This window comes from Actinoplanes sp. G11-F43 (genome assembly GCF_050589265.1).
Classification (GTDB): Bacteria; Actinomycetota; Actinomycetes; order Mycobacteriales; family Micromonosporaceae; genus Actinoplanes.
Genome location: NZ_JBNZCE010000016.1, coordinates 55,078 through 79,243 on the forward strand (window position 1 = coordinate 55,078; position 24,166 = coordinate 79,243).

Annotated in this window: 22 protein-coding genes; 16 read left to right on the forward strand and 6 right to left on the reverse strand. The window is 70.5% G+C overall.

The window, feature by feature from the left end; all coding sequences use genetic code 11:
- The first annotated feature begins 341 nt into the window (after positions 1-341).
- The 8 genes from ACQ0O7_RS18560 to ACQ0O7_RS18595 all read left to right on the forward strand — a co-directional run bounded on the left by ACQ0O7_RS18560 (position 342) and on the right by ACQ0O7_RS18595 (position 8,911).
- Positions 342-584: a sarcosine oxidase subunit delta gene (locus ACQ0O7_RS18560; protein ID WP_430783370.1), complete on the forward strand. Its 243-nt coding sequence runs from the start codon at positions 342-344 to the stop codon at positions 582-584.
- Entirely contained in the window at positions 581-3,319 is a 2,739-nt protein-coding gene (locus ACQ0O7_RS18565) for a 2Fe-2S iron-sulfur cluster-binding protein (RefSeq protein WP_430783371.1), read from the forward strand. Before ACQ0O7_RS18560 ends, ACQ0O7_RS18565 begins: the two co-directional genes overlap by 4 nt.
- A complete protein-coding gene (locus ACQ0O7_RS18570) occupies positions 3,309-3,791 on the forward strand; it encodes a sarcosine oxidase subunit gamma (protein WP_430783372.1) in 483 nt (160 codons plus the stop codon). Before ACQ0O7_RS18565 ends, ACQ0O7_RS18570 begins: the two co-directional genes overlap by 11 nt.
- Before the next feature lie 358 nt (positions 3,792-4,149).
- Positions 4,150-6,483: a sensor histidine kinase gene (locus ACQ0O7_RS18575; protein ID WP_430783430.1), complete on the forward strand. Its 2,334-nt coding sequence runs from the start codon at positions 4,150-4,152 to the stop codon at positions 6,481-6,483.
- Positions 6,484-6,530: 47 nt separating this feature from the next.
- Entirely contained in the window at positions 6,531-6,956 is a 426-nt protein-coding gene (locus tag ACQ0O7_RS18580) for a roadblock/LC7 domain-containing protein (protein WP_092557322.1), read from the forward strand.
- Complete coding sequence (locus ACQ0O7_RS18585; protein WP_430783373.1) at positions 6,953-7,375, forward strand: DUF742 domain-containing protein; 423 nt, start codon at positions 6,953-6,955, stop codon at positions 7,373-7,375. The genes ACQ0O7_RS18580 and ACQ0O7_RS18585 overlap by 4 nt, the downstream gene beginning before the upstream one ends.
- Complete coding sequence (locus ACQ0O7_RS18590) at positions 7,359-7,958, forward strand: GTP-binding protein (RefSeq protein ID WP_430783374.1); 600 nt, start codon at positions 7,359-7,361, stop codon at positions 7,956-7,958. The genes ACQ0O7_RS18585 and ACQ0O7_RS18590 overlap by 17 nt, the downstream gene beginning before the upstream one ends.
- Complete coding sequence (locus tag ACQ0O7_RS18595; protein WP_430783375.1) at positions 7,952-8,911, forward strand: ABC transporter substrate-binding protein; 960 nt, start codon at positions 7,952-7,954, stop codon at positions 8,909-8,911. The genes ACQ0O7_RS18590 and ACQ0O7_RS18595 overlap by 7 nt, the downstream gene beginning before the upstream one ends.
- A gap of 23 nt (positions 8,912-8,934) precedes the next feature.
- Here the strand turns inward: ACQ0O7_RS18595 and ACQ0O7_RS18600 are convergent, their stop codons facing one another.
- Complete coding sequence (locus tag ACQ0O7_RS18600; RefSeq protein ID WP_430783376.1) at positions 8,935-10,383, reverse strand: serine/threonine-protein kinase; 1,449 nt, start codon at positions 10,381-10,383, stop codon at positions 8,935-8,937.
- Between the two features lie 57 nt (positions 10,384-10,440).
- On the opposite strand from ACQ0O7_RS18600, the gene ACQ0O7_RS18605 reads away from it, so the two are divergent.
- Entirely contained in the window at positions 10,441-10,989 is a 549-nt protein-coding gene (locus tag ACQ0O7_RS18605) for an RNA polymerase sigma factor (protein ID WP_430783377.1), read from the forward strand.
- Between the two features lie 10 nt (positions 10,990-10,999).
- Here the strand turns inward: ACQ0O7_RS18605 and ACQ0O7_RS18610 are convergent, their stop codons facing one another.
- Together ACQ0O7_RS18610 and ACQ0O7_RS18615 are read right to left on the reverse strand one after the other, a co-directional pair.
- Positions 11,000-13,225, reverse strand: a complete 2,226-nt coding sequence (locus ACQ0O7_RS18610) for an EAL domain-containing protein (protein ID WP_430783378.1) — start codon at positions 13,223-13,225, stop codon at positions 11,000-11,002.
- A 39-nt stretch (positions 13,226-13,264) separates the two neighbouring features.
- Positions 13,265-14,017: an IclR family transcriptional regulator domain-containing protein gene (locus ACQ0O7_RS18615; protein WP_430783379.1), complete on the reverse strand. Its 753-nt coding sequence runs from the start codon at positions 14,015-14,017 to the stop codon at positions 13,265-13,267.
- Positions 14,018-14,144: 127 nt separating this feature from the next.
- On the opposite strand from ACQ0O7_RS18615, the gene ACQ0O7_RS18620 reads away from it, so the two are divergent.
- Genes ACQ0O7_RS18620 through ACQ0O7_RS18635 form a run of 4 tightly spaced genes read left to right on the forward strand, consistent with a single transcriptional unit; the run spans position 14,145 to position 17,449 of the window.
- Positions 14,145-15,107 (forward strand): ABC transporter substrate-binding protein, encoded by a 963-nt coding sequence (locus ACQ0O7_RS18620; RefSeq protein WP_430783380.1) that lies wholly within the window; start codon positions 14,145-14,147, stop codon positions 15,105-15,107.
- Positions 15,104-15,904, forward strand: coding sequence for an ABC transporter permease (locus ACQ0O7_RS18625; RefSeq protein WP_430783381.1), 801 nt, complete (start codon positions 15,104-15,106; stop codon positions 15,902-15,904). Before ACQ0O7_RS18620 ends, ACQ0O7_RS18625 begins: the two co-directional genes overlap by 4 nt.
- A 33-nt stretch (positions 15,905-15,937) precedes the next feature.
- Entirely contained in the window at positions 15,938-16,666 is a 729-nt protein-coding gene (locus tag ACQ0O7_RS18630; protein WP_430783382.1) for an ABC transporter permease, read from the forward strand.
- Positions 16,667-16,696: 30 nt separating this feature from the next.
- A complete protein-coding gene (locus tag ACQ0O7_RS18635) occupies positions 16,697-17,449 on the forward strand; it encodes an ABC transporter ATP-binding protein (protein WP_430783383.1) in 753 nt (250 codons plus the stop codon).
- A 233-nt stretch (positions 17,450-17,682) separates the two neighbouring features.
- Here the strand turns inward: ACQ0O7_RS18635 and ACQ0O7_RS18640 are convergent, their stop codons facing one another.
- Positions 17,683-19,275, reverse strand: coding sequence for an alpha/beta hydrolase (locus ACQ0O7_RS18640; protein ID WP_430783384.1), 1,593 nt, complete (start codon positions 19,273-19,275; stop codon positions 17,683-17,685).
- A gap of 160 nt (positions 19,276-19,435) precedes the next feature.
- Between ACQ0O7_RS18640 and ACQ0O7_RS18645 the strand changes: the two genes are divergently transcribed.
- Both ACQ0O7_RS18645 and ACQ0O7_RS18650 read left to right on the forward strand, forming a co-directional pair.
- Complete coding sequence (locus ACQ0O7_RS18645) at positions 19,436-20,947, forward strand: M28 family metallopeptidase (RefSeq protein WP_430783385.1); 1,512 nt, start codon at positions 19,436-19,438, stop codon at positions 20,945-20,947.
- Positions 20,948-21,073: 126 nt separating this feature from the next.
- Positions 21,074-21,523 carry a DUF2510 domain-containing protein gene (locus ACQ0O7_RS18650; protein WP_430783386.1) on the forward strand — a complete coding sequence of 150 codons (450 nt, stop codon included), beginning with the start codon at positions 21,074-21,076 and terminating at the stop codon, positions 21,521-21,523.
- A gap of 2 nt (positions 21,524-21,525) precedes the next feature.
- Here the strand turns inward: ACQ0O7_RS18650 and ACQ0O7_RS18655 are convergent, their stop codons facing one another.
- Together ACQ0O7_RS18655 and ACQ0O7_RS18660 are read right to left on the reverse strand one after the other, a co-directional pair.
- Positions 21,526-22,128, reverse strand: a complete 603-nt coding sequence (locus tag ACQ0O7_RS18655) for a hypothetical protein (RefSeq protein ID WP_430783387.1) — start codon at positions 22,126-22,128, stop codon at positions 21,526-21,528.
- The gene (locus ACQ0O7_RS18660) at positions 22,125-23,060 is read right to left on the reverse strand and encodes an ABC transporter ATP-binding protein (protein ID WP_430783388.1); all 936 of its coding nucleotides are present in this window, start codon (positions 23,058-23,060) and stop codon (positions 22,125-22,127) included. The genes ACQ0O7_RS18655 and ACQ0O7_RS18660 overlap by 4 nt, the downstream gene beginning before the upstream one ends.
- Before the next feature lie 978 nt (positions 23,061-24,038).
- On the opposite strand from ACQ0O7_RS18660, the gene ACQ0O7_RS18665 reads away from it, so the two are divergent.
- Complete coding sequence (locus ACQ0O7_RS18665) at positions 24,039-24,164, forward strand: hypothetical protein (RefSeq protein WP_430783389.1); 126 nt, start codon at positions 24,039-24,041, stop codon at positions 24,162-24,164.
- The last annotated feature ends 2 nt before the right edge of the window (positions 24,165-24,166 follow it).

Below are 24,166 nucleotides of genomic sequence, written 5' to 3' on the forward strand. Positions count from 1 at the left end.
CACACCAAAAGTCACCACGCGATCGACAACCCACACCACGTGCCAACTTCCGGTCCATTCCACACCAAAAGTCACCACGCGATCGACAACCCACACCACGTGCCAACTTGCGGTCCGATCCGCACCACAAGTCGGCACACAACCGAGAACCCACACCGCGTGCCAACTTCCGGTCCAATCCGCACCGCAAGGCGGCACACAACCGAGAACCCACACCGCGTGCCAACTTGCGGTCCGATTCGGGCCGGAAGGCGGCACGCGATTGAGAAACCAGACTGCGTGGTTAGTTGCGGTCCGATTCGGGCCGGAAGGCGGCACGCGAATGAACGCTAGGAACGCCCATGATGCTGATTCCCTGCCCCTGGTGCGGGCCACGTGACGAGTCCGAGTTCCACTACGGCGGGCAGGCGGGGGTGGCCTATCCGGCCGATCCGCGGGCGCTGTCCGATCAGGAGTGGGCGCACTACCTGTTCTTCCGGGACAACCCGAAGGGACCGTTCCGGGAGCGGTGGAGTCACAGCGCGGGCTGCCGCCGCTGGTTCAGCCTGACCCGGGACACCGTCACCAACGAGGTGCTGTCGTGACGCTGCGGTTCACCTTCGACGGGCGCGAATACCAAGGCCGGGCGGGTGACACGCTCGCCTCGGCGCTGCTGGCCAACGGGGTGCGGGTGGTGTCGTCCGGGATCGCCACCGGCCGCCCGCGCGGCGTCTTCTCCGCCGGGGTGGAGGAGCCGAACGCGATCGTGCAGATCGAGGAGCCGTTCCCGGAGCCGATGCTGACCGCGACGACCGTGGAGCTGTTCGACGGGCTGGTGGCGCGTGGCCTGCACGGGCGGGGACGGCTCGCCGACCGGCCGGATCCGGCCCGCTACGACGCCATCCACGCGCACTGCGAGGTGCTGGTGATCGGGGCCGGCCCGGCCGGGCTGGCGGCCGCCGCGACCGCCGCCACCGCCGGGGTCCGGGTGATCCTGGTCGACGACCAGCCGGACCTCGGCGGCAGCCTGCTCGGCACCGGTGAGCTGCTCGACTGGGTGGCGGCCACGGCCGCGACCCTGCACGCGGCGCCGGAGGTGCGGGTGCTGTCCCGGACCACCGCGTTCGGCTACTACGACGACAACCATGTGGTCGCTGTCGAACGCCGGACGAATCATCTCGGCGCGGCGGCACCGGCGGACGCGATCCGGGAGCGGATCTGGCGGATCCGGGCCGGGCGGGTGATCCTGGCGACCGGCGCGCACGAGCGGTCGATCGCCTTCCCGGACAACGACCGGCCGGGTGTGATGCTGGCCGGGGCGGCCCGGACCTACGTCAACCGGTACGGGGTGTCCCCCGGTGAGCGGGCGGTGATCCTGACCGGGAACGACAGCGCGTATGCGGCGGCTCTGGACCTGCACGCGGCCGGGGTCGAGGTGGCCGCGATCGCCGACCTGCGCGACGGTCCCGGCGCGGAGTGGGCGCGGCGGTGCGCCGAGGCCGGGATCGAGGTGCTGCCCGGCTGGGCGGTGGCCGGGGTGACCGGAACCGATCGGGTGTCGGCGGTGACCCTGCGGGGGCCGGGCGTGTCCCGGGATGTGGACGCCGATCTGCTGCTCGTGTCGGGTGGGTGGAATCCGGTCGGGGCGCTGTTCTCGCAGGCCGGCGGGCGATTGACCTACGACCCGGAGATCGGCGCGTTCCGGCCGGACGGTGGCTGCCGGCAGCGGCTGGAGGTGGCGGGTGCGGTTCGGGGCACGTACACGATCAGTGGTTGTCTGGTTGATGGTGTCGATGCCGGGCGGCGGGCCGTTCCGGGCGCGGGGGTGATCGACCTGCCGGTGGTCGACGAGGTTCCGGCGGGGAAGGCGATCGCGGTGTGGACGCTGCCCGGGGATCCGGCCGTCAGCTTCGTGGATCTGCAGCGGGACGTCACGGTCGCCGACATCGCGCGGGCCACCGGGACCGGAATGCGCTCCGCCGAGCACGTGAAGCGTTACACCACGGCCGGTACCGCACACGATCAGGGCAAGACGTCCGGCACGCTGACCAGCGGAGTCGTCGCCGAACTGCTCGGTGTGGAGATCGGCGCGCTGGGCACCACCACGTTCCGGCCGCCGTACCGGCCGGTGTCGTTCGCCGCCCTGGCCGGCCGGGACCGGGGCATGCGCTACGACCCGGTGCGGGTGACCGCCCTGCACGGCTGGCACGAGGCCGACGGTGCGGTGTTCGAGAACGTCGGCCAGTGGAAACGCCCCTGGTACTACCCGCGGGACGGCGAGGACATGGCGGCCGCGGTGGATCGCGAGTGCCGGGCCGCGCGGGAGAACGTGGCGATGATGGACGCCTCCACGCTCGGCAAGATCGACGTGCGGGGTGCGGACGCCGGAGAGTTCCTGGACCGCCTCTACACCAACATGATCAGCACGTTGAAACCCGGCGCGATCCGGTACGGGCTGATGTGCGGACCGGACGGCATGGTGCTCGACGACGGGACGGTGATCCGGCTGGCCGAGGACCGGTTCCTGGTCACCACCACGACCGGCAACGCCGCGCTGATCCTGGACTGGATGGAGGAGTGGCTGCAGACCGAGTGGCCCGCGCTGAAAGTGCGCTGCACGTCGGTGACCGAGCAGTGGGCCACCGTCGCGCTGGTCGGGCCGGGATCGCGGGAGATCCTGGCCGGCCTGGCGCCGGAGCTGGACGTCAGCCGGGCCGCGTTCCCGTTCATGACCTGGCGGGACGCCACCGTCGCCGGGATCGGCGCCCGGGTGTGCCGAATCAGTTTCTCCGGGGAGCTGGCCTACGAGATCAACGTGAGCTGGTGGGACGCGCTCGCGCTCTGGACCCGGCTGGCCGGGCTCGGGGTCACGCCGTACGGCACCGAGACGATGCACGTGCTGCGCGCCGAGAAGGGCTATCCGATCATCGGGCAGGACACCGACGGCACGGTCACCCCGCACGATCTGGGCCTGGGCTGGGCGGTCTCGGCGAAGAAGGCCGATTTCATCGGCAAGCGATCATTCACCCGTACGGATACCGCGCGCCCGGACCGGAAACAGCTCGTCGGTCTGGTGCCGGTGGACGGGGTGCTTCTGCCGGAGGGTTCGCACCTGCTCGGGACCCCGGAAGTTCCGGAACCGCCGGTCACCGCCCTCGGTCACGTGACGTCGTCGTACCACAGCGCCGCGTTGGGCCGGACCTTCGCGCTCGCCCTGATCCGCAACGGTCGCGCGCTGCACGGGCAGACGCTGTGGGCGACTCTCGACGACGGTCTGACCCCGGTGACGGTCACCGGTTCCGTCCTCTACGACCCGGAAGGAGCCCGTCGTGACGGCTGACCGGACCACACCCCTGACCGGGGTGCCGCTGCCGTCGATGGTGGTGGAAAGGCCGTTCCTGACCCAGCTCAATCTGCGGCTGGACCGGGAGCCGCCGGCCGAGCCCGGGGTGACGCTGCTGCGGCTGGGCCCGGACGAGTGGCTGGCGATCGGGCCGCCGGACGCTCAGGAGCGCCTGACCGCACGGTACGAATCGGTCGCCGGCGCCTCGGTGGTGGACGTGTCGGCACAGCGCACCACTCTGGAGCTGAGTGGTCCCGGCATCCGCGAGCTGCTCGCCCTCGGATGCTCGCTGGATCTGCACCCGTCGATGTTCGCTGTCGGTGACCACGCGCAGACCACGCTCGCGCACACACCGGTGATTCTGCTCCGCCGCGAACCGGTTTTTTGGCTCATGGTGCGAGCGTCCTTCGCGGCGCATCTGGCCGGCTGGTTGATCGACGCCAGTCGCGACCTCACAGGCGGTCACTGAAAACGCTCCCAAATAACCGCGCGTAAGGGTGCCAATGCATAAAGAGGTTGCACTGCCGTAAATTTCGGCCCTTGGTGTTGACCATCAAGGGCGAAGAGAAGAAGCTGTTGCGGCGATCCCGGAAGATCAGTTCCTTCCCCGGGTTCGCCGCATCGCTTTGTTCCTTTCTCCACCCCTTGTTGAAAAGAAACCTGCCGGTTCACCCGTAGTGAATCGACGCACCGGCCGTGATCACGCCCGGCCGATGGTCGACAGAGGAGCTGATCGCTTGTCCGTCCAGGTTCAGGGCGCCGAGCAGTCCGAGCAGTCCGCGCCGGTCGGCGAGACTCAGCCGGTCCCGCGGGCCCCGGAGGGCGGAATGTGGGCGCGGGCCGCCCGGCGATCCGGCGGCACGATCCGCCGTCGCGTGGTCCGCACCCTCGCCCTGCCGGTCGCGACCACCCTGGTGCTGCTCGCCATCGTGGCGGTCGGCGAGGTGGACAACTACCGCACCGCCTCGGCCACCGCCCGCGCCGTCACCATCGACCTCGCCGTCGCCGAACTCGTCCAGGACCTGCAGACCGAGCGTGGCCTGACGGCCGGCCTGCTCGGCGGCAACGAGGCCTTCCGCACCGAGCTGCTGCCCGCCCGCGACGCCGTCGACCTGCGCCGCGACCAGCTGGAGAACCTGATCACCGACGGCGAGGAGGTCGACGACCGGGTCGCCGCCGCGGTGCAGCAGCTGGACGGCCTGGCCGGAGTCCGGGCCGGCACCGACACCGGCTCCGGCCAGCGCGCCGCCACCTTCGCCTTCTACACCGCCCGGATCGCCGACCTGGGCAACCTCGACTTCGAACTGGACAGCAACGGCGACGGCGAACTGCGCCGCGGCGCGGCCACCCTGGAAGCGCTCGGCGCCATCAAGGAGGCCACCTCCCAGGAGCGGGCCTTCCTCAACGGCGTCTTCTCCGCCGGCGGCTTCAAACAGGGCGAGTTCCTGCAGTTCGTGACCATGCGCTCCACCAAGGACGCGGCACTCGTCGCGTTCCAGCGCTCGGCCAACGCGACCGAGCGGGCCTCGATGGACTACGTGCTGGACACCGGCGCGGCCCGCGAGGCGGCCTACTTCGAACAGGTCGCGCTGCAGTCCGGCGACGGCCGGGCCCTCCAGGTCAACCCGCAGTCCTGGTGGTCCGCGCACACCACGGTGCTCGACGACGCCCTGCAACTGGAACACCACGTCGGCTCGGTCATCGCCGCCCGCGCCACCGCCCTGGAGGACGAGGCCTCGATCCGGATGGCGGTCCTGCTCGGCGCGGTGCTGCTCTGCCTGATCGGCTCGATCTGGCTGGCCACCGTCGCCTCCCAGTCGGTGGCCCGGCCGCTGACCGTGCTGGCCTCCGAAGCCAACCGGCTGGCCAGCTTCCAGCTGCCGGACGCGGTGCAGAAGGCCAGCACCGGCGACGGCACCGACCCGCCGGCGCCGGTCCTGGTGCCCCGCGGCGCGAGTGTCGAGGTCCGGCTGGTCGCCGACGCCTTCGACCGGGTGCAGGCCACCGCGTACGCGCTGGCCACCGAGCAGGCCACGCTGCGGCGGACCACCGCCGAGTCGCTGGCCAACCTGGGCCGCCGCAACCAGAACCTGCTGCGCCGCCAGCTCGGCTTCATCACCAAGCTGGAACGGGAGGAGTCCAACCCGACCGGCCTGGCCAACCTCTTCGAACTCGACCACCTGGCCACCCGCATGCGGCGGAACGCGGAGAGCCTGCTGATCCTGGTCGGCGCGGCCAGCCCCCGGCAGCTCTCCGAACCGCTGCTGGTCTCCGACGTGATCCGCGCGGCCGTCTCCGAGGTCGAGGAGTACCGCCGGGTCACCCTGCGCCGGGTGGACGAGACGCTGGTCAACGGCGCCACCGTCAGCGGCATCGCGCACATGCTGGCCGAGCTGATCGAGAACGCGCTGAACTTCTCCCCGCCGGACGTCGACGTGGAGATCCACGGCCGGCGGATCGGTGGCTCGTACCTGATCGCCGTCACCGACCAGGGCATCGGCATGTCGGCGGCGGACATGCAGCGCTACAACGAGCGTCTGCGCGGTGAGGGCGACTTCATCACCGCCCCGGCCCGCTACCTCGGCCACTACGTGGTCGGCCGGCTCGCCCAGCAGATGGGCATCGAGGTGCAGCTGACCCCGTCGCCGGTGACCGGGGTGACCGCGCGGATCACCCTGCCCGCCGAGATCCTCACCGACCAGCAGAGTGTCGGCGCCACCCCGCGCCCGCCCGCGCCGCCGGCCCGTCAGCGGCGCCCCGAGACGCCGGTGTCCCCGGCCGCGCCGCTGCGGATCCCGCCGGCCGAGGTCGGCCAGGCCGCCCAGCCGGTGACCGCCGGTGTGGTCACCGCCGACCGGCCACTACACTCCACCGCCATCGAGTACGTGGTGGTCAAGGACGACAGGACGAACGCGGCGGCGATGACCGCGGTGCTCGACATCGGACCGTCCGACGACGACGCGCCCCGGACGGCCAACGGCCTGAAGAAGCGCACACCCCGCGCCCAGCGCGGCCAGACGCGACCACCCACCGCGTCGAGCAGCGCGCCGGCCGACCGGCCGGCCCCCGTCAGCGGCTCCGCGGAGTCGGTGCGGGACCGGCTCAACGCCCTGCGCAGCGGCATTCAGCGTGGCAGTTCGGAAAATGCGGGGTCCCAGTGACGACCGTCCCGCAGTGGCCCCTCGGCAGCAACCCGGAAAGAAGAATGATGAGCGTTGACACGTCGTCGGATCGGCACCAGTTCAATTGGCTGCTCGGCAACTTCGTCCACCAGACGGACGGCGTGCGTGACGCCGTGGCGGTGTCCTCCGACGGGCTGCTGATCGCCAGTTCGGACGGGCTGAACCGGGCCGAGGCGGACCAGCTGGCCGCCATCGTCTCCAGTCTGGCCAGCCTGGCCCGCAGCGCGTCGCGGCGCTACGACTTCGACGGCCTCAAGCTCATCATGATCGAGATGCACCGGGGTTTCCTGCTGGTCTCGGTCATCGCGGGCGGCAGCTGCCTCGGGGTGGTGGCCGGCAGCGACTGCGATCTCGGCCTGGTCGGCTACGAGATCTCGCTGCTCACCGAGCGGTTCGGTGATCTGCTCACCCCGGCCCTGATCGCAGAGTCCCGGCAGCACCTGCCGCGATGACCAGGCCGTCGTGGGACGCCGAGTCCGGCGCCGTACCGTACGCCGGGTCACACCGGCCGTCGCCGGGTGGCGGCCTGCACTCGAGCGACATGGACGAGGATCCGGTGATCCGCCCGTTCATGCTCACCGGGGGGCGCACCCAGCCCCTCCAGGACGGCCTGCGTATCGAGACCCTGCTGCACGCGGCCCCGGCCGCACTGTCGGCGCCACTGCGCTTCGAGTCCCGGCGGATCGTCGAGCTCGCGCAGTCGCCGATGTCGGTGGCGGACCTGTCGGTGGCGCTGCGCGCGCCGCTCGGCGTGGTCCGGGTCATCGTCGCCGACCTGATCACCCAGGGTTTCCTCAGCGTGCAGGACCAGCCGGAGGAACTCTCCACCAGTTTGATCGAAAGGATCAGGGACCGTGTCCGGGCGCTCTAGGGAGCCGTCGGCAGCGCACCCCATCGCTGTCAAGATCGTCATCAGTGGCGGTTTCGGCGTCGGCAAGACCACCTTCGTGGGGGCCATCTCCGAGATCGAGCCGCTCGTCACCGAGGCCGAGATGACCGAGAGGTCGATCGGCATCGACGACACCTCCGCGGTGTCCGGCAAGACCACCACCACGGTCGCGCTCGACTTCGGCCGCATCACCCTCGACGAGGCGCTGCTGCTGTACCTGTTCGGCACGCCCGGCCAGGACCGGTTCGCGTTCCTCTGGGACGACCTGGTCACCGGCGCCCTCGGTGCGATCGTGCTGGTCGACACGCGGCGGATCGAGGACTCCTTCCCCGCCATCGACTACTTCGAGGAGCACGAGATCCCGTTCATCGTCGGCATCAACCGGTTCCCCGGCGCCCAGCGGTTCGTCCTCGACGAGGTCCGGGACGCCCTCGGGGTCTCCCCCGGCGTACCGCTGATGGAGTGCGACGCCCGCGACCGCGAATCGGTCAAACACGTGCTGGTGTCGCTCACCGAGGAGGTCCTCGCCAAGCGGGCCAAGCGGGAACGGGCGGCGGCATGGTGATCCGCCGGGTCGTCCAGGCGCTCGCCGCGCTCAGCCTGACCGTGGCCGCCGGGTGCGCCACCACCGAGACGGCGATCACCCCGCCGCCCGGGGTGCCCAGCCCCGACACCTGCGGCACGGTCAACATCGCGATCAACCCCTGGTCCGGGTACGCCGCCAACGCCGCCGTGGTCGGCTACCTCCTGAAGGAGGAGCTGAACTGCAAGGTGAACAGCTACGAGCTGACCGAGACCGCCTCGTGGGCCGGCTTCGTGGACGGCAGCATCGACGTGATCCTGGAGAACTGGGGTCACGACGACCTGAAGAAGAAATACATCGACGGTCAGAAGGTCGCCGTCGAGCTGGGCCTGACCGGCAACAAGGGCGTGATCGGCTGGTATGTGCCGCAGTGGATGACCGAGGAGTACCCGGACATCACCCAGTGGCGCAAACTCAACGAGCACGCCTCGCTGTTCAAGACCGCCACCACCGGGGAGAAGGGCCGGTTCATCGCCGGTGACCCGTCCTTCGTCACCAAGGACACCAACCTGATCGAGAATCTCGAACTCGACTACACGGTGGAGTACCTGGGCAGCGAGGACAAACTGATCGCGGCGTTCCGGAAGGCGCAGAAGAACCGCACCCCGGCGATCGGCTACTTCTACGAACCCCAGTGGCTGCTGTCCGACGTCGAACTGGCGCACATCCCGCTGCCCCGGTACAAGGTCGGCTGCGACGCCGACCCGGACGAGGTCACCTGCGACTACCAGCCGTACGACCTGGACAAGATCGCCCGCAAGGCGTTCGTCGACTCGGGCAGCCCGGCCGCCACCTTCCTGAAGAACTGGACGTGGACCAACAACGACCAGAACCAGGTCGCCAAGGACATGGTCCAGGGGAAGATGACCGCCGACCAGGCCGCCAAGAAATGGGCCGACGGCAACCGCGAGATCTGGGAGAAGTGGATCCCGTAGGCGCCCGCTCCGGAGGCCCTGGCCTACTTCGGCGTGCCGGACACGGTCACGCTGTTCAGGGCCTCCGTCCAGGCCGGCTCGTCACCCGGCGCCACCATCTTGATCTCCACGGCCAGGACCCGATCACGACCTTCCGGCCAGCCGTACGCGTACCGCCAGCGCACGCCACCCGGACACGTCCACAAGCCCTGCACCCCGGTCAGCGCCAGCCGGTCCAGCCGGAAACCGCCGGTCTCCGCCACCGTGCAGCCGGACGGGCCGAAATACCGCGCCATGTACTCCGGCGTGAACCCGCCCTCCGCCACCACCTTCGACGAGACCCCCACGAACAGGCCCGGCACGGCCGCGTCGGTGAACCAGTCGGACACGTTCGGGGAGGCGTTCAGACCCGGGCCGACATTGACCCGGTTGAAGAACGGGCTCTGACCGGGATGCCAGCCGTTTCCCCACCGTTGGCTCCAGGTGCTCGGTACGCGTACCGCAATCGCTCCGGTGTCGTCCTTCACCTGCTCCCAGCGGACCGTGGGCGAAACGGCCGGCGCCGCCCCGGAAACACCTCCAGCCTTCGGCCAGCCGTAGCCCAGAAGTGTCACCGCGACCACCGTCAACGCCACCACCAGCGCCGATGCCACCATCCCGGTTCGCATCAGCCGGTGACCGCCCGGGGCCCCGTCCAGATCGGCCAGCCACTGCGCCGCCGACGACGGGCGCGCGTCCGGTGACGGACTCAGCCCGGACGTGATGGTGTTCCGGACCGCGGGGCTGATCGACCGGTCCGTCCCGTCCACACCACCGGGACGGCCGGTGAGCAGGCGGGCCAGCAGGGCGCTGCACGCGTAGACGTCGGCGCGCTGGTCGACGGCGGCGCTCGGATCGGACTGCTCCGGGGCCATGTAGCCGGGGGTGCCGACCGGCAGGCTCAGGCCGCTGGCCCGCACGGTCAGGTCCTTGGCCAGGCCGAAATCCCCCAGCACCAGCCGCTCCCCCGCCTTCAACAGCGGGCTGCCGTCACCCGTCGCCCTCCCCCCGTCGTCCTCCTTGAAGATCAACAGGTTGGCGGGTTTCACATCCCGGTGCACCACGCCCGCCTGGTGCACCGTCTGAAGTGCCAGCGCCACCTCCCGGACCACCGCCAGCGCCGCGTCCACCGGAACCCGGCCGCCCGCCGCGGCCAGCCGGTCCTCCACAGTGCCCCGATCGGCGTACGCCATCACGAAGTACGGCCGCCCGTCCGGCAGCTGCCCGATGTCGTGCACCGCCACCAGCCGCGGGCCGCCGATCCGGCGCAGCAGCCGCGCCTCGTTCAGGAACCGCTCCCGGATGTCGGCGTCCAGCGCCCACCGGTCCGCCAGCACCTTGATCGCCACCGGCGACTCCAGGTCCTCGTCGACGGCCAGGAACACCTCGGCGAACGCACCCCCGCCCAGTTTTCGAGAAACCCGGTAACGACCGATGAATTCGATCTCCGCCACGGATTGTGCCACCCGTCCCGTCGTTCCGCCGATACCGGCCGGTCATACCATTCCGGGATGCCGGAATCGCATGACGATCTCCACGAATTGGCGATCCGGGCCGCCGCCGGTTCCCGCCCCGACCTCCAACGGCTATTGAGCGAGATTCATATTCGGCGGCTGGCCCATTCCGGCGCCCGGCGTATTCTCGCCGACACCACCGACGTGGAGGACGCCGCCCAGGAGACCCTGATCGCGGTGGCCCGCGGGATCGGCGGTTTCCAGGCCCGCGCCCGTTTCACCACGTGGCTGCACCGGCTCGCGGTGAACGCGGCCCTGGAGGTGCTGCGCCGTAAGACCCGGGCCGGATCACCCACCGACGAGTTGCCGGCACCCACCGTCCGGATGAGTTCGGTGGCGGCCACCCGAATGGACGTGGACAATGCGATTTCTCGCCTGCCCGATCATTATCGGGAGGCGCTGCGTCTGCGGGAATTCGATCAGCGCTCGTACGAGGAGATCGCCGATCTTCTGCATCTGCCGCTGAACACCGTCCGCACCCGGATAGCGCGGGCCCGCCGCCTGGTCGCGATTTATCTGAATTTCCGGCCGGGCCCGGACGGGTGACGACCGCCGGTCAGCGGCGGGCGGGTTCCGGCAGGGTGTGGGTGGTGAAGGACGGGTCGGCGGCCGGCTTGGCGAAGTGGTAGCCCTGGGCGTAGTGGTAGCCGAGGTCGCGCAGGTAGACCGCCTGCGCCTCGGTCTCCACACCCTCGGCGACCGCTCGCAGGCCCAGGCCGGTGCAGACGTGGATCAGGGCGTCGACGATGACCGCGCGGCCGCCCGGTTCGGTGATCTCGTCGACGAAGCTCTTGTCCACCTTCAGGACGTCGACCGGGACGGTGCGGAGCAGGCCCAGTGAGGAGTGGCCGGTGCCGAAGTCGTCCAGGGCGATCCGGATGCCGGCCCGGTGCAGGGACTCGACCGCCTCGATGGCGGTGCCGCCGCCGAAGATGGCCGTCTCGGTCACCTCGATCAGCAGGGCGGCCGGTTCCAGGCCGGTCTCGGCGAGGATGGCGGTGACCACGGCCGGGAAGCCGGGTTCGCTGAGCTGGCGGGCGGACACGTTGACGCTGATGTAGAGCGGGGCGGCCGGGCCGAGGATGTGGCGCCAGTCGGCGAGGCGCCGCAGTGACGTCCGCATGATCCATTCGCCGAGTTCGACGATCAGGCCGTTGTCCTCGGCGACCGGGATGAACGCGGCCGGGCTGACGAACCCGCGGACCGGGTGCACCCAGCGGACCAGGGCTTCGACAGCGACCGTGCTGCCGTCGCGGAGGTCGACGATGGGCTGGTAGACGACGTGGAAGTCGCCGTCGTCGAGGCTGTGCCGCAGGTCGGCGCCGAGACGTTCGGCTGCTTCGGCCCGCTCGTCCAGGGCGGGGGTGTATTCGACGAGCCGGCCGCCGGTGGATTTGGCGGCGTACCGGGCGGTGTCGGCGCGGCGCACCAGCTCGGCGGCGCCCACCGGCGGGGAACCCGAGGAGGAGACACCCAGACGGGCGTTGAGGAGCAGTTCGTGTTCCCCGGCGTGGACCGGATGGCGCAGCAGGTCCCGGAGCCGCCCGGCGACGGCCGGACCGTCCCCGGGCAGGGTGTCACGGGCCAGGACGGCGAACTCGTCGGCGCCCATCCGGGCCACCACGTCGCCTTCCCGGACGCAGTCGCGCAGCAGGGCGGCGACCGCGATCAGGGCCTGGTCGCCGACGGCCCGGCCGAGCCGGTCGTTGACGTGTTTGAAGCCGGCCAGATCGATCATGATCATGTGGCAGGGGCCGGCGGCGACCGCGGCGGCGGCCTGCCGCTCGAAGTCGCGGCGGTTGGGCAGGCCGGTCAGGTCGTCGCGCATGACCAGGTGGCGCAGCTGGCGGGCCTGCGAGTCGACCCGGGTGATGTATCCGCTCATCCGGGTGGCGACCAGGATGAACAGGGCCATCGAGCAGACCGCGGCGACCACCCGGTTCATCGCCCCGCCGCCGTGTTCGCCCTGGATCAGCTGGACGGCCGGGACGAGCAGGGTGGAGGCGGTGAGGACCAGCAGGCGGCTGCGGCCGAGGCTGTCCCGGTCGCCGCTGAGCGGTACGGACATCGACGGGTGGGCGGCTGCGGCGGCCCAGAAGGCGTACGCGACCAGGTAGGTGCCGTACAGGATGGTCTCCGGCACCACCCCGTACAGCAGGGTGTATCCGACGTTGGCGGCCAGGGTGACCAGGCTGCCCGCGGTGAGCAGCCACAGGCTGGGGGTGCGTGGCCCGCGCCGGAGCAGGATCGGGGTGATCACCGCGCACAGCAGCACCCCGGCGGTCGGGTAGCCGGCGGTGACCAGCCGGGTGAGCAGGGGGACGGTGCTGTCGGCGACGATCGGCTCGATCACGAACGTCCAGTAGACGATGCCGACCCCGACGCCGATGATCGCCGAGTCGATGACGGTGCCGGAGCGCAGCGGACCGCGTTCCCGGGTGAGCCGGAACAGCCCGACCGCCAGGGTGGGATAGGCGCCCAGGTAGAGCCCGTCGGCCAGGGCCGGGAAGGTGGGGCCGCCACCGAGCAGCATCTGGTACGCGTAGGCGACGTCGCCGAGGATCCAGATGACCATCCCGGCGACGAACAGGCGCCAGGCGGAGGCGTTGGCCGGGTGGTGCCGCCGGATGCCGCCGATCAGCACCGCGCACAGCACCACCGAGACGATCGTGGCGATGGACACGGAGAGCCAGCCGTACGGCAGCATCATGTACGCCACGGCCGATACCAGCCCGCACACCAGCCAGGCCAGCCACCAGCGCGTACCCGGAACACTCGGCACGTATGTTCTGTTCGGCCGGGAACGCCGATCGTTGAGTGGTTACGCCGTCCGGCGGCGGGCGGCGATCCGCAGGTCGGCCTCGATCGCGGCGGTGGCGGCGAGCAGTGGCGGGAGCAGGCGTTCCCGGATGTCGCCGACGGTGGCGCGGGCGGCGTGCACGGAGACGTTGACGGCCGCGGCGGCGGCGCCGGTGCGGTCCCGGATCGGGGCGGCGATGGCCCGCAGCCCCTCCTCCAGCTCCTGGTCGACGACGGCGTGCCCGTGCAGCCGCACCCGGGCGAGTTCGGCGCGCAGTTCTCCGGTGGTCCGGACGGTGCGGTCGGTGAGCGGTTCGAGCCGGACCCGATCGAGGTACGCCTCCAGCCGCTCCTCCGGCAGTGCGGCCAGCAGGACCCGCCCCATCGAGGTCGCGTACGCCGGGAACCGGGTGCCCACGTTGATCGCGACCCGCATGATCCGGCTGGTCGGGACCCGGGCCACGTAGACGATGTCGTCGCCGTCGAGCACCGACATCGACGACGACTCGCGCACTTCGGCGACCAGCCGGTCCAGGTGTGGTTCGGCCATCTCGGGCAGCGAGATGCTCGACAGATATGAATATCCGAGCTCCAGCACCCGGGGGGCGAGGGAGAACAGCCGGCCGTCGGTGCGCACGTATCCGAGATCGCTCAGGGTGAGCAGGAATCGCCGGGCCGCCGCCCGGGTCAGGCCACAGGCGCGGGCCACGTCACTGAGGGTGAGTTCGGCGTGCTGCGCGTCGAAGGCGCGGATCACCGCGAGTCCCCGTTCCAACGACTGAACGTAGTACGGTTCGCGCGGCATCAGTTGATCGAACATCGTTGACGTGACACGGGGCACATCATAGCGTTCTACATGAGAATTCATGTTCGTTATGCGCACAGATTTCGAAGGAGTAAATATGCGGCGTCTTCTCGCGGGGCTCGCGGCAGTCGTGCTCGCGGGTTCCCTGGCGGCATGCGGTACGGACGGTGATTCCGGTGGCACGACCACCGAGGGCGGTGTCGACAAGGTCAAGGTCGGCATCATCCCGATCCTCGACGTGGCCCCGATCTACCTGGGTCAGCAGAAGGGTTTCTTCGCCTCCCGGAACATCGAACTCACCCTGGAGGCCGGCCAGGGCGGCGCGGCGATCGTGCCCGGTGTGGTCAGCGACCAGTTCCAGTTCGGGTTCAGCAACATGACCTCCCTGATGATCGCGCAGACCAAGAACGTACCGATCAAGGTGGTCGCCGCCGGTGTCGCCTCCACCGGTGAGGCGGGCAAGGACTTCGGCGCCGTGGTGGTCAAGGGCGACAGCCCGGTCAAGACCGCCAAGGACCTGGCCGGCAAGAAGATCTCGGTGAACACCCTGAAGAACATCGGTGACACCGTGACCCGGCAGTCGGTGCGCAAGGCCGGCGGTGACCCGGCGACGCTGCAGTTCGTCGAGATGCCGTTCCCGAACATGGCCGCGGCCCTCGCCGACGGCCAGATCGACGCCGCCTGGGCGGTCGAGCCGACGCTCAGCACGATCAAGGCGGCCGGTGGCCGGGAGATCGCCTCCACCTTCGTGGACGCCGCCCCGAACCTGACCGTGGCCGCCTACTTCACCTCCGGCAAGCTTCAGGAGACCGACCCGGACCTGGTCGCCCGGTTCACCGAGGCGGTCAACGAGTCGCTGACCTACGCCGACTCGAACCCGGACGAGGTGCGCGCGATCCTGGCCTCCTACACCAAGATCGACGAGAAGCTCCGCGCGTCGCTGGTCCTGCCGAAGTGGCCGGTCCAGATCAACGAGGCGTCCGTGCAGACCCTGGCCGAGCTGGGCGCCACCGACGGCATCTTCACCGGCACCCCGGACCTGGCGAAACTGCTGCCGTGACGACGGCCCGCCGTGCCGGCCCGGCCCGGGCCGGCAACCCGCTCCTCGGGGTTGCCGGCCTGGCCGGGTTGCTTCTCGTGATGGAACTGGTGCCACGGCTGGGTCTGGTCGACGACCGGTTCCTGCCACCGGCCAGCCGGATCGGGGCCGCACTGGCCACCGAAGCCGGCACCGCCGTGTTCTGGGCGGCACTGTGGGACACCCTGTTCGCGTGGGCGCTCGGGCTGGCCCTCGCGGTCGGCGCCGGGGTGCTGGCCGGCATCGTGATCGGCTCGGTGCCGCTGCTGCGGGCGCTGACCGCCTCGACCGTCGAGTTCCTGCGCCCGATCCCGTCGGTGGCGCTTATCCCGCTCGCCGTGCTGCTCTACGGCACCGATCTGGGCTCCACCCTGCTGCTGGTCTGCTACGCCGCGTTCTGGCAGGTCCTGGTCCAGGTGCTGTACGGGGTGGCGGACGTCGACCCGGTCGCGTTCGAGACCGCGCGCAGCTTCCGGTTCTCGGCCTGGGCCCGGATCCGGTACGTGCTCTGGCCCACCGCCCTGCCGTACGTCTTCACCGGTGTCCGCCTCGCCGCCTCGGTGGCCCTGGTGCTGGCGATCACCGCCGAGCTGGTGATCGGCTCGCCCGGTCTGGGCCGGGAGATCGCGGTCGCGCAGGCGTCCGAGGCGGTGCCCACCATGTACGCCCTGATCGTCGTCACCGGACTGCTCGGCGTGCTGATCAACCTGCTGGCTCGTACCGGCGAGCGCCGCCTGCTCGCCTGGCACCAGTCAGTCCGAGGCGAGGTGACCGTTTAGGTGGGCGTACTCAAAGCGCTTGCTCTGCCTCTCGTGCTTTTCGCGGGATGGTGGATCCTCAGCGCGAACAGCGAGAACTTCTATGCCCCGCCGCTGTCGGACATCCTCGTCGCCTTCGGTGACACCTGGACGCTCCAGCAGCTGCGGACCGACGTGGTGCCGAGTCTGCTGCGGCTGTTCGCCGGCTACCTGCTGGCGGCGGTGATCGGGATCGCGGCCGGGGTGGCGATCGGGATGAACCGGCGGCTGCGGGCCGTGGTGGAGCCGGTCCTGGAGTTCTTCCGGGCCGTCCCGCCGCCCGTCCTGGTGCCGGTGATCATGCTGTTCGCCGGGATCGGCGACGCGATGAAGGTGATCGTGATCGTCTTCGGATGCGTGTGGCCGATCCTGCTGAACACGGTGGAGGGCGTCCGCGCGGTCGACGGCGTCGTCCTGGACACGGCACGGTCCTACGGGGTGACCGGCACCGCCAGGATCAGCCGGGTGATCCTCCCGTCGGCCGGACCGCAGATCGCGGCCGGACTGCGCCAGGCGCTGTCCATCGCGATCATCCTGATGGTGATCAGCGAGATGTTCGCGGCCAGCAACGGTCTCGGCTTCACCATCGTGCAGTTCCAGCGCAGCTTCGCGATCCCGGAGATGTGGAGCGGGATCATCCTGCTCGGCCTGCTCGGTTTCGTGCTGTCGCTGCTCTTCCGGCTCGCCGAGAAGCGGGCGTTGCGATGGTACGAGGGCCTGCGCGCGGCCCGGAAGTCCAGTTAGGGGGCGTGGCGGATGCTCGAAGTCAAAGGTTTGCGGAAAGTCTACAAATCCGGGGAGCGTGAGGTCGAAGCCCTGCGCGACCTGACGTTCACCGTCGGCAACGGCGAGCTGGTCTGCCTGGTCGGGCCGTCCGGCTGCGGCAAGACCACCCTGCTGCGCTGCGTCGCCGGGCTGCTCGACCCGACCGGCGGGGAGCTGACCGTGGACGGCAAGGCGGTGGACGGGCCGCCGGAGGGCATGGCGGTGGTGTTCCAGGAGTACGGGCGCAGCCTGTTCCCCTGGATGACCGTCCGGGCCAACGTGGAACTGCCGCTGAAGCAGAAGCGGGTGCCGAAACAGCGGCGCGCCGAACTGGTCGCCGAGTCACTGGACGCGGTCGGGCTGTCCGGCTCCGAGTCGGCGTACCCGTGGCAGCTGTCCGGTGGCATGCAGCAGCGGGTGGCGATCGCCCGGGCGGTCGCGTTCGAGCCCCGGACCCTGCTGATGGACGAGCCGTTCGCGGCGGTCGACGCGCAGACCCGCGCCGACCTGGAGGATCTGGTCCGGCAGCTGTGGAAGCGGCTCGGCGTGACCATCCTGTTCGTCACCCACGACATCGACGAGTCGGTCTACCTGGGGCAGCGGGTGGTGATGCTGTCGTCGTCGCCGACGGTGGTCCGTGACGAGCTGGTGATCGACCTGCCGGACGAGCGGGACCAGCTGACCACCCGGGCCGATCCTCGGTTCATCGAACTGCGGACCAGGGTGTACGAGCAGATCCAGGCCGCCAAGAAGGCCGGCTGACCTCGCGTGCCGATTTCCGGTGCGCTCCGCGCCGCAAATCGGCACACCAACCGGAACCCACACCCGCGTGGCCACCCGCGGCGCGGAACGCCCCGCAAATCGGCACACAACCCGCAACCCACACCCGCGTGGCCACCCGCGGCGCGGAGCGCGCCGCGAGTCGGCACGTGAGCCGCGACCCACGGCTGTGTGGTCATTTCCGGCGCGGAGCGCGCCGGAAATGACCACGCGGGTCAGCGGCGCGGGCCGATCTCGGCGCGCAGTTCGTCGGCTCCGGTGGTGTTCGCCTTCATGGTGGCCACCGCCGGGTTCGGCTGCGGCACCGGCTCACACTGCTTGTCCGACCGGTTGCCACGGACCCGGTCCGGCAGCGCGCCGGTGGCCAGGTAGGCGGCGATCGTGTCGTCGGTGCAGGCGATGCCGCTCAGCGACCCGGAGTGGGTGGTCCCGCCGACACCCTCGATCAGCACCGAGCGCGGGAACTCCTTACGGACCGCCAGCGCACCGGCGTACGGCGTGGCGGCGTCGAGAGTCTCCGAGATCAGCAGGATCGGCGGGGTCTTCGCGCCGTTCACGTCCACCGGCTTGCCGGCCTTGGCGCCCCAGTTCCGGCAGGGCGCGTTGTACCAGGCGTTGTTCCAGGTGATGAACGGGTACTTGGCGTGGATCTTCCAGTTGTCCCGCTGCCACTTGGACCACTTGGTCGGCCACTGCACATCGGTGCACTGGACACCCAGGTAGACGGCGTATCCGTTGTCCGAGCCGGGGGCGCCGGGCACCCCGTACAGGTCGAGCAGCGGCGCGGCGTCCCGGTCGTTGACCCAGGCGGCGAACGCCGACGCGACGTCCTCCCAGCCGTAGACGTAGTAGCCGGCCGAGACGAACACGTCGTTCCACTCGTCCGGGCCGATCTTGCCGGCCGCCGGTGCCTTGATCAGCTCGTACAGCGTCTTGTAGTACTTCTGCTTCACCGACTTGGCCGTGGTGCCCAGGTGGTAGACCGCGTCGTACTTGGCGATCCAGGCGAAGTAGACGTCCATGTTCTTGTCGAACTGGATGTCCTGGTCGAGGTTGGCGTCGTACCAGACCCGCTCCGGGTTGACCACGCCGTCGAAGACGAACCGGCGGACCCGGTCCGGGTACTTGGTGGCGTAGACCTGGCCGAGGTAGGTGCCGTACGAGAATCCATAGTAGTTGATCTTGTGGGCTCCGAGGGCCTTGCGCAGGCTCTCCATGTCGGCCACGGTGTCCGTGGTCTTCAGGTGATCGAGCAGCGCCCCGCCGGCCCGGTCGCACGCCTGGGCGTACCCCTTGGCCTTGGCCAGCCAGGTCTTCTCCAGCTTCTTCGTCACCGGCACGTAGAACGGCCGGTTGTAGCCGGTGTAGTTCGGGTCGCAGGTCAGCGCGGGCACGCTGGAACCGACCCCGCGCGGGTCGAAGCCGATCCAGTCGTAGTAGTCGCCGGCGCCGCCCGGCACGGACTCACCGATCACCGGCAGACCCAGCCCGGAACCGCCCGGACCACCCGGGTTGGTGAGCATGACGCCCTGGTACTCGGCGTCGGTGGACTTGTGGTTGATCCGCGACACCGCGATCTTGATCTTGGTGCCGCCGGGCTTGGCGTAGTCGAGCGGGACGACCAGGAAGCCGCACTGGGCGCCCCGGGACACCAGACTGGGACGGGTACAGGCGCCCCAGTCGATGGGTGGTGGGGTGTAACCGGCGACAGGTTTGGCGGGTTTCGCGCTCGCCGTCACCGGGATGACCCCGGCGCCGACCAGGAGACCTACGGAGGCGGCGATGGTGGCCGCCAGGATTCTGCGCATCCCTTGCCTTCCGTTGACGAGCCGTGGCCCCAGCAGTCAACCATCCAGAGATGCCCATGCGTTACAACCGAAAGTAGGTATTGATTGGTATGACTAACCGACCTCCGGCCGGTGCCATGCTCGCCACGACCGTTCCCCTCAGTACACGGAGGACCACCCCGTGCGAGCACTCTCCGTCCTCGGCGCCGCCACCCTGATCGCCGGTGGCCTGGCCGTCGCCGCCACCCCGGCACGGGCCGCCGCGGCGCCGGACATCCCGGTCGCCAACGTGAAAGCCCACCTCACCCAGCTGCAGAGCATCGCCACCGCCAACGGCGGCAACCGGGCCCACGGCCGCCCCGGCTATCTGGCCTCGGTCACCTACGTGAAAGGGCTCCTCGACGCGGCCGGGTACACCACCACCCAGCAGTCGTTCACGTACGGCGGCGCCACCGGCTACAACCTGATCGCCGACTGGCCCGGCGGCGACACCACCGACACCCTGATGGTCGGCGGGCACCTGGACAGCGTCACCGCCGGACCCGGCATCAACGACAACGGCTCCGGCTCGGCCGGCATCCTCGAAGTCGCGCTCCAGGTCGCCCGGTCCGGTCTCCAGCCCGACCGGCACCTGCGGTTCGCCTGGTGGGGAGCGGAAGAACAGGGACTGCGCGGATCGACGGCGTACGTCAACTCGCTCACCGCCGCGCAACGGGCCGACATCGGCGGCTACCTGAACTTCGACATGATCGGATCCCCGAACCCCGGCTACTTCCTGTACGACGGGGACAACTCCGACGGCACCGGCGCGGGCCCCGGACCGGCCGGCTCCGCCGCGATCGAAGCCACCCTCGCCTCGTACTTCACCGGCATCGGCGTGCCCACCCGCGGCACCGACTTCGACGGGCGCAGCGACTACGGCCCGTTCATCGCCAACGGCATCCCGGCCGGCGGCATCTTCACCGGCGCCGAAGGCACCAAGACCTCAGCACAGGTCGCGCTCTGGGGCGGCACCACCGGCCGGTTCGACCCCTGCTACCACGCGTCCTGCGACACCACCGCCAACATCAACGACACCGCTCTGGACCGCAACACCGACGCCATCGCGCACGCGGTGTGGACCCTCTCCGCATCCGGTGGCACCACCCCGCCCGGCACCACGGTCTGGTCCGACGGCCTGGAGACCGCCACCGCCTGGACCCGGGGCAGCGCCGACACCGCCACCTCCGGGCTGTTCGAACGCGGCAACCCGCAAGCCACCAGCAGCTCCGGCGTCGCCACCCAGCTCGACGCGGCCGCCGGCGGCAGCTTCGCCCTGGTGACCGGGGCCACCGCCGGGTCCAGCGCCGGCGCCAACGACCTGGACGGCGGGATCAGCAGCATCACCTCACCGGCGATCACCCTGCCGTCGTCCGGCACGCTGACCCTCGGCCTGTCCTGGTACCTGGCCCATCTCAACAACGCCACCAGCGCCGACTACCTGCGGATCCGGGTGGTCGCCGGGAGCACCACGACCACCCTGCTCACCCAGACCGCCGCGGCCACCAACAAGGCCGCGGCGTGGACCACGGCGACCGCGAACCTCACGCCGTACGCCGGGCAGTCGATCCGCATCCAGGTGGAGGCGGCCGACGCCGGAACCGCATCGCTCGTCGAGGCGGCCGTCGACAACCTGGTCATCACCAGATCCTGATCCGGCTTCCCGCCCGGCCTTCCCGCCCGCCGGCCTCAGCCCCCGGCGGGCGGGAACCCTCAACTCCGCTTCCCGCGTGCCGATCAGGGACCTCAGCCCCGACCCCGGCCGAGAAGGAGCACGCCCATGACGCAGCCCGCCGGATGGTATGCCGATCCGAGCGGCCTGCCGGCACAGCGCTGGTGGGACGGCGGCCGATGGACCGACCACATCCAGCCGGGCGGTCCGCCGATGCCGCCGCCCAACGGATTCTTCCCACCGGTCCCGCCGAGCGGGCCGGCCGGGCCCGGCGCGCACACCGTTCCCTCCCACCAGCCGTTGTACGTGTCCCAGCCGGCCGTCCACGCCGAAGCCGGACAGCCGTCCCGGCCGGTCACACCACCGGCCCCGCATCCCGAGGTGCCGGCCGTGCCGTACTCGATGCCACCCGTCGACGCGATCCCACCGGCCACCGCCACCGAACCCCGGCCCGAGACCGCTCTCACCGGCCGTCAGCGCACCACCGGGCTCGTCGCGCTGGCCCTGGTCGCCGGCCTGGTCCTGCTCCTGACCGCGGTGATCCTGCTCGGGTCCTAGGTTCAGTCGCCGTTCAGGTCCCCGCGGATCGCCCAGGCCGCCGGGACCACGGCGGCGGCCGTCCAGGCCAGCACGAACAGCAGCGCCTTCGTGTTGCCACCGGCCGCACCCATGAACGAGGTGAACGGCAGGCCGATCTCCCCCTGGTTGATCAGCATCTCGGCGAAGATCAGCCAGCCGAACAGACCGGCGAACAACCACAGCGGCTTGCGGACCACCGTCACACAGAGCGTCCCGAAGACACCCATCACCGGCGTCACCAGCACCGTCGAGGAATACTGGCCGGCGTCCCCGCCCAGCAGCACCGCCAGGCCGCTGCCGGCCGCCAGCACCAGCCCGAGAAGAGCCGACGTCAGACACTGGGCCGCCAGCACCCGCCAGCGATGCGGGCGGCTCAGGAACAACAGCACCGCCGTCCGGTGCTGGTAGTGCTGCGCGGTCACGATCGCCGCCAGCCCGAACGCCCCGATGCCGGCGAACAGCGACCAGAAGTTGTCGTCGAACCAGCCCATCAGCGCGGCCAGGAACCCGAACCCGATCAGCGACAGCCACGACGACCGGATGGACACGCCGCGGTACAGCTCACTCCGGACGATCGCGATCATCGGCCCTCCGCCTCGCTCATTCGCCCGTGCGCTTCGCTCATCCGCCCGTGCGCTTCGCTCATTCGCCCGTGCGCCACGGTCATGAACACGTCTTCCAGATCCTGGGTCTCGGTGACCAGCTCATAGATCGCCACCCGGGCCGCCAGCGCCAGGTCACCCGCCTCCTCAGCGGTCAGGCCGGAGACGAAGAGCAGACCGCTTGCCGGTACGACCGTCGCCCCCGCCTTCTCGAACACCTCCGCCAGCAGCACCGGGTCGGAGCCCCGCACCCGCAACTGGGTGGTGCCGGACAGCTCGGACAACGGGCCGGACGCCAGGATCCGCCCCTCGCCGATGATCACCACGTCGTCGACGACCTGCTCCAGCTCGGCCAGCAGGTGACTGGAGATCAGCACGGTGCCGCCGTTGTCGGCGTGCGCCCGCAGCATCTCCCGCAGCCAGGCCATCCCAGGCGGATCCAGGCCGTTCGCCGGCTCGTCGAGGACCAGCACGTTCGGCTCACCGAGCAGGGCGGTCGCCACCGCCAGGCGCTGCCGCATGCCGAGCGAGTAGTCGCCGGTGCGCTTGGTGGCGGCGTCCTCCAGCCCGACGTACTCCAGCAGCGCGCCGACCCGGTCCCGCCCGACCCCGCCGAGCAGGGACTGGGTGACCAGGTGCGCGTACCCGGACTGCCCCGGGTGGCTCAGCCCCTGCTCCAGCACCGAACCGACGTGGGTGAGGGGCTTGTCCAGGTCCCGGTACCGCTTGCCGTTGATCCGCGCGGAACCACTGGTGGGCCGGGTCAGGCCGAGCAGGATCCGCAGCGTGGTGCTCTTGCCGGACCCGTTGAGCCCGAGCAGCCCGGTGACCCGCCCGGGTTCGGCGCGAAACGTGAGGTCCCGTACCGCGGCCACCCGCCCGTAGGTCTTCGTCAATTCCTCGATCTCGATCATCGCGGGAATTCTCCCGGCCCTTGTCAACCCGTAACCCCACGTGGACACTTCCGGCACGCTCCGCACCACAGTGCGGCACACAACCCCAAAACCCACCCCGCGTGGACACTTCCGGCACGCTCCGCACCACAACGCGGCACACAACCCCAAAACCCACCCCGCGTGGACACTTCGGGCGCGGTCCGCACCACGGCGCGGCACACAACCCCGAAACCCACCCCGCGTGGACACTTCCGGCACGCTCCGCACTGCGGTGCGGCACGCGGTGCGGGGGCTTGCCTGTGCGGAGCGGGCGTGGCGGAGGGTGGCTGTCCGAAGTGACCGATCACGGATAGAAAGCTGCGGGGCCGCCGGCGGAGGACTAACCTGGCCCACCAGTTTGTCTGGTATCTCCCGGCCACCGCACGGAAGGACCTCATGTCCGGAACCGGCACCCCGGCACACCGCGCTTCAGCCTCGGCCCGGCGCAATCGGATCATCGCGGTCGGCGCGGGCGTCCTGCTGGCGCTGATCCTGCTCTTCTCGCTGCTGGCGTTCTGCACGAACATCGGCGATGACGCACCGCCGACGGCGGGCCCGGGCACCGCTTCGCCGTATCCACCCGGCGGTAGCCCCGGAGGCGGCGAACCCGGCGGTAGCCCCGGAAACGGCGAACCTGGCGGTAGCCCCGGAAACGGCGAACCTGGCGGTAGCCCCGGAGGCGGCGCGCCTGGCAGCAGTCCCGGAGGCGGTGGCCCTGGAGGCGGAGGGCCTGGCAGCAGCCCTGGAGGCGGTGGGCCTGGCGACAGTCCTGGTGGCGGTCCCGGGAACGGGACACCGCCACCGGGTGGAACCGATGGCGGCGGGTCCGATCCGGCACCGTCCGGCAGCGGCGAGGACAACGGCGGCCAGGTCACACCGGCCCCGGACGACGGCGGCACGGACGACGGCGGCGAATCCACGACGAAGCCCGGCGAGGATCCGACCCCGTCGGGTGGCGTGGACGCGGGCGGCGGCGGCCTGATCCCCGGGCGCCGGCTCGCCCTGCTGCTGACCGGCGGATTCCTGCTGGTGGCAGCAGCCGCGGCGGGCACCTACGCTCTCCGCCGTCCAGCGAACCGCTGAAC

What these genes read in the sequence shown, in the direction of transcription:
- ACQ0O7_RS18585 (WP_430783373.1), top strand. Translation starts at nt 6,953, where the DNA reads ATGACCAGGCCGTCGTGGGACGCCGAGTCCGGCGCCGTACCGTACGCC.
- ACQ0O7_RS18560 (WP_430783370.1), top strand. Translation starts at nt 342, where the DNA reads ATGATGCTGATTCCCTGCCCCTGGTGCGGGCCACGTGACGAGTCCGAG.
- ACQ0O7_RS18650 (WP_430783386.1), top strand. Translation starts at nt 21,074, where the DNA reads ATGACGCAGCCCGCCGGATGGTATGCCGATCCGAGCGGCCTGCCGGCA.
- ACQ0O7_RS18660 (WP_430783388.1), bottom strand. Translation starts at nt 23,060, where the DNA reads ATGATCGAGATCGAGGAATTGACGAAGACCTACGGGCGGGTGGCCGCG.
- ACQ0O7_RS18595 (WP_430783375.1), top strand. Translation starts at nt 7,952, where the DNA reads ATGGTGATCCGCCGGGTCGTCCAGGCGCTCGCCGCGCTCAGCCTGACC.
- ACQ0O7_RS18655 (WP_430783387.1), bottom strand. Translation starts at nt 22,128, where the DNA reads ATGATCGCGATCGTCCGGAGTGAGCTGTACCGCGGCGTGTCCATCCGG.
- ACQ0O7_RS18575 (WP_430783430.1), top strand. Translation starts at nt 4,150, where the DNA reads ATGTGGGCGCGGGCCGCCCGGCGATCCGGCGGCACGATCCGCCGTCGC.
- ACQ0O7_RS18620 (WP_430783380.1), top strand. Translation starts at nt 14,145, where the DNA reads ATGCGGCGTCTTCTCGCGGGGCTCGCGGCAGTCGTGCTCGCGGGTTCC.
- ACQ0O7_RS18580 (WP_092557322.1), top strand. Translation starts at nt 6,531, where the DNA reads ATGAGCGTTGACACGTCGTCGGATCGGCACCAGTTCAATTGGCTGCTC.
- ACQ0O7_RS18605 (WP_430783377.1), top strand. Translation starts at nt 10,441, where the DNA reads ATGCCGGAATCGCATGACGATCTCCACGAATTGGCGATCCGGGCCGCC.
- ACQ0O7_RS18640 (WP_430783384.1), bottom strand. Translation starts at nt 19,275, where the DNA reads ATGCGCAGAATCCTGGCGGCCACCATCGCCGCCTCCGTAGGTCTCCTG.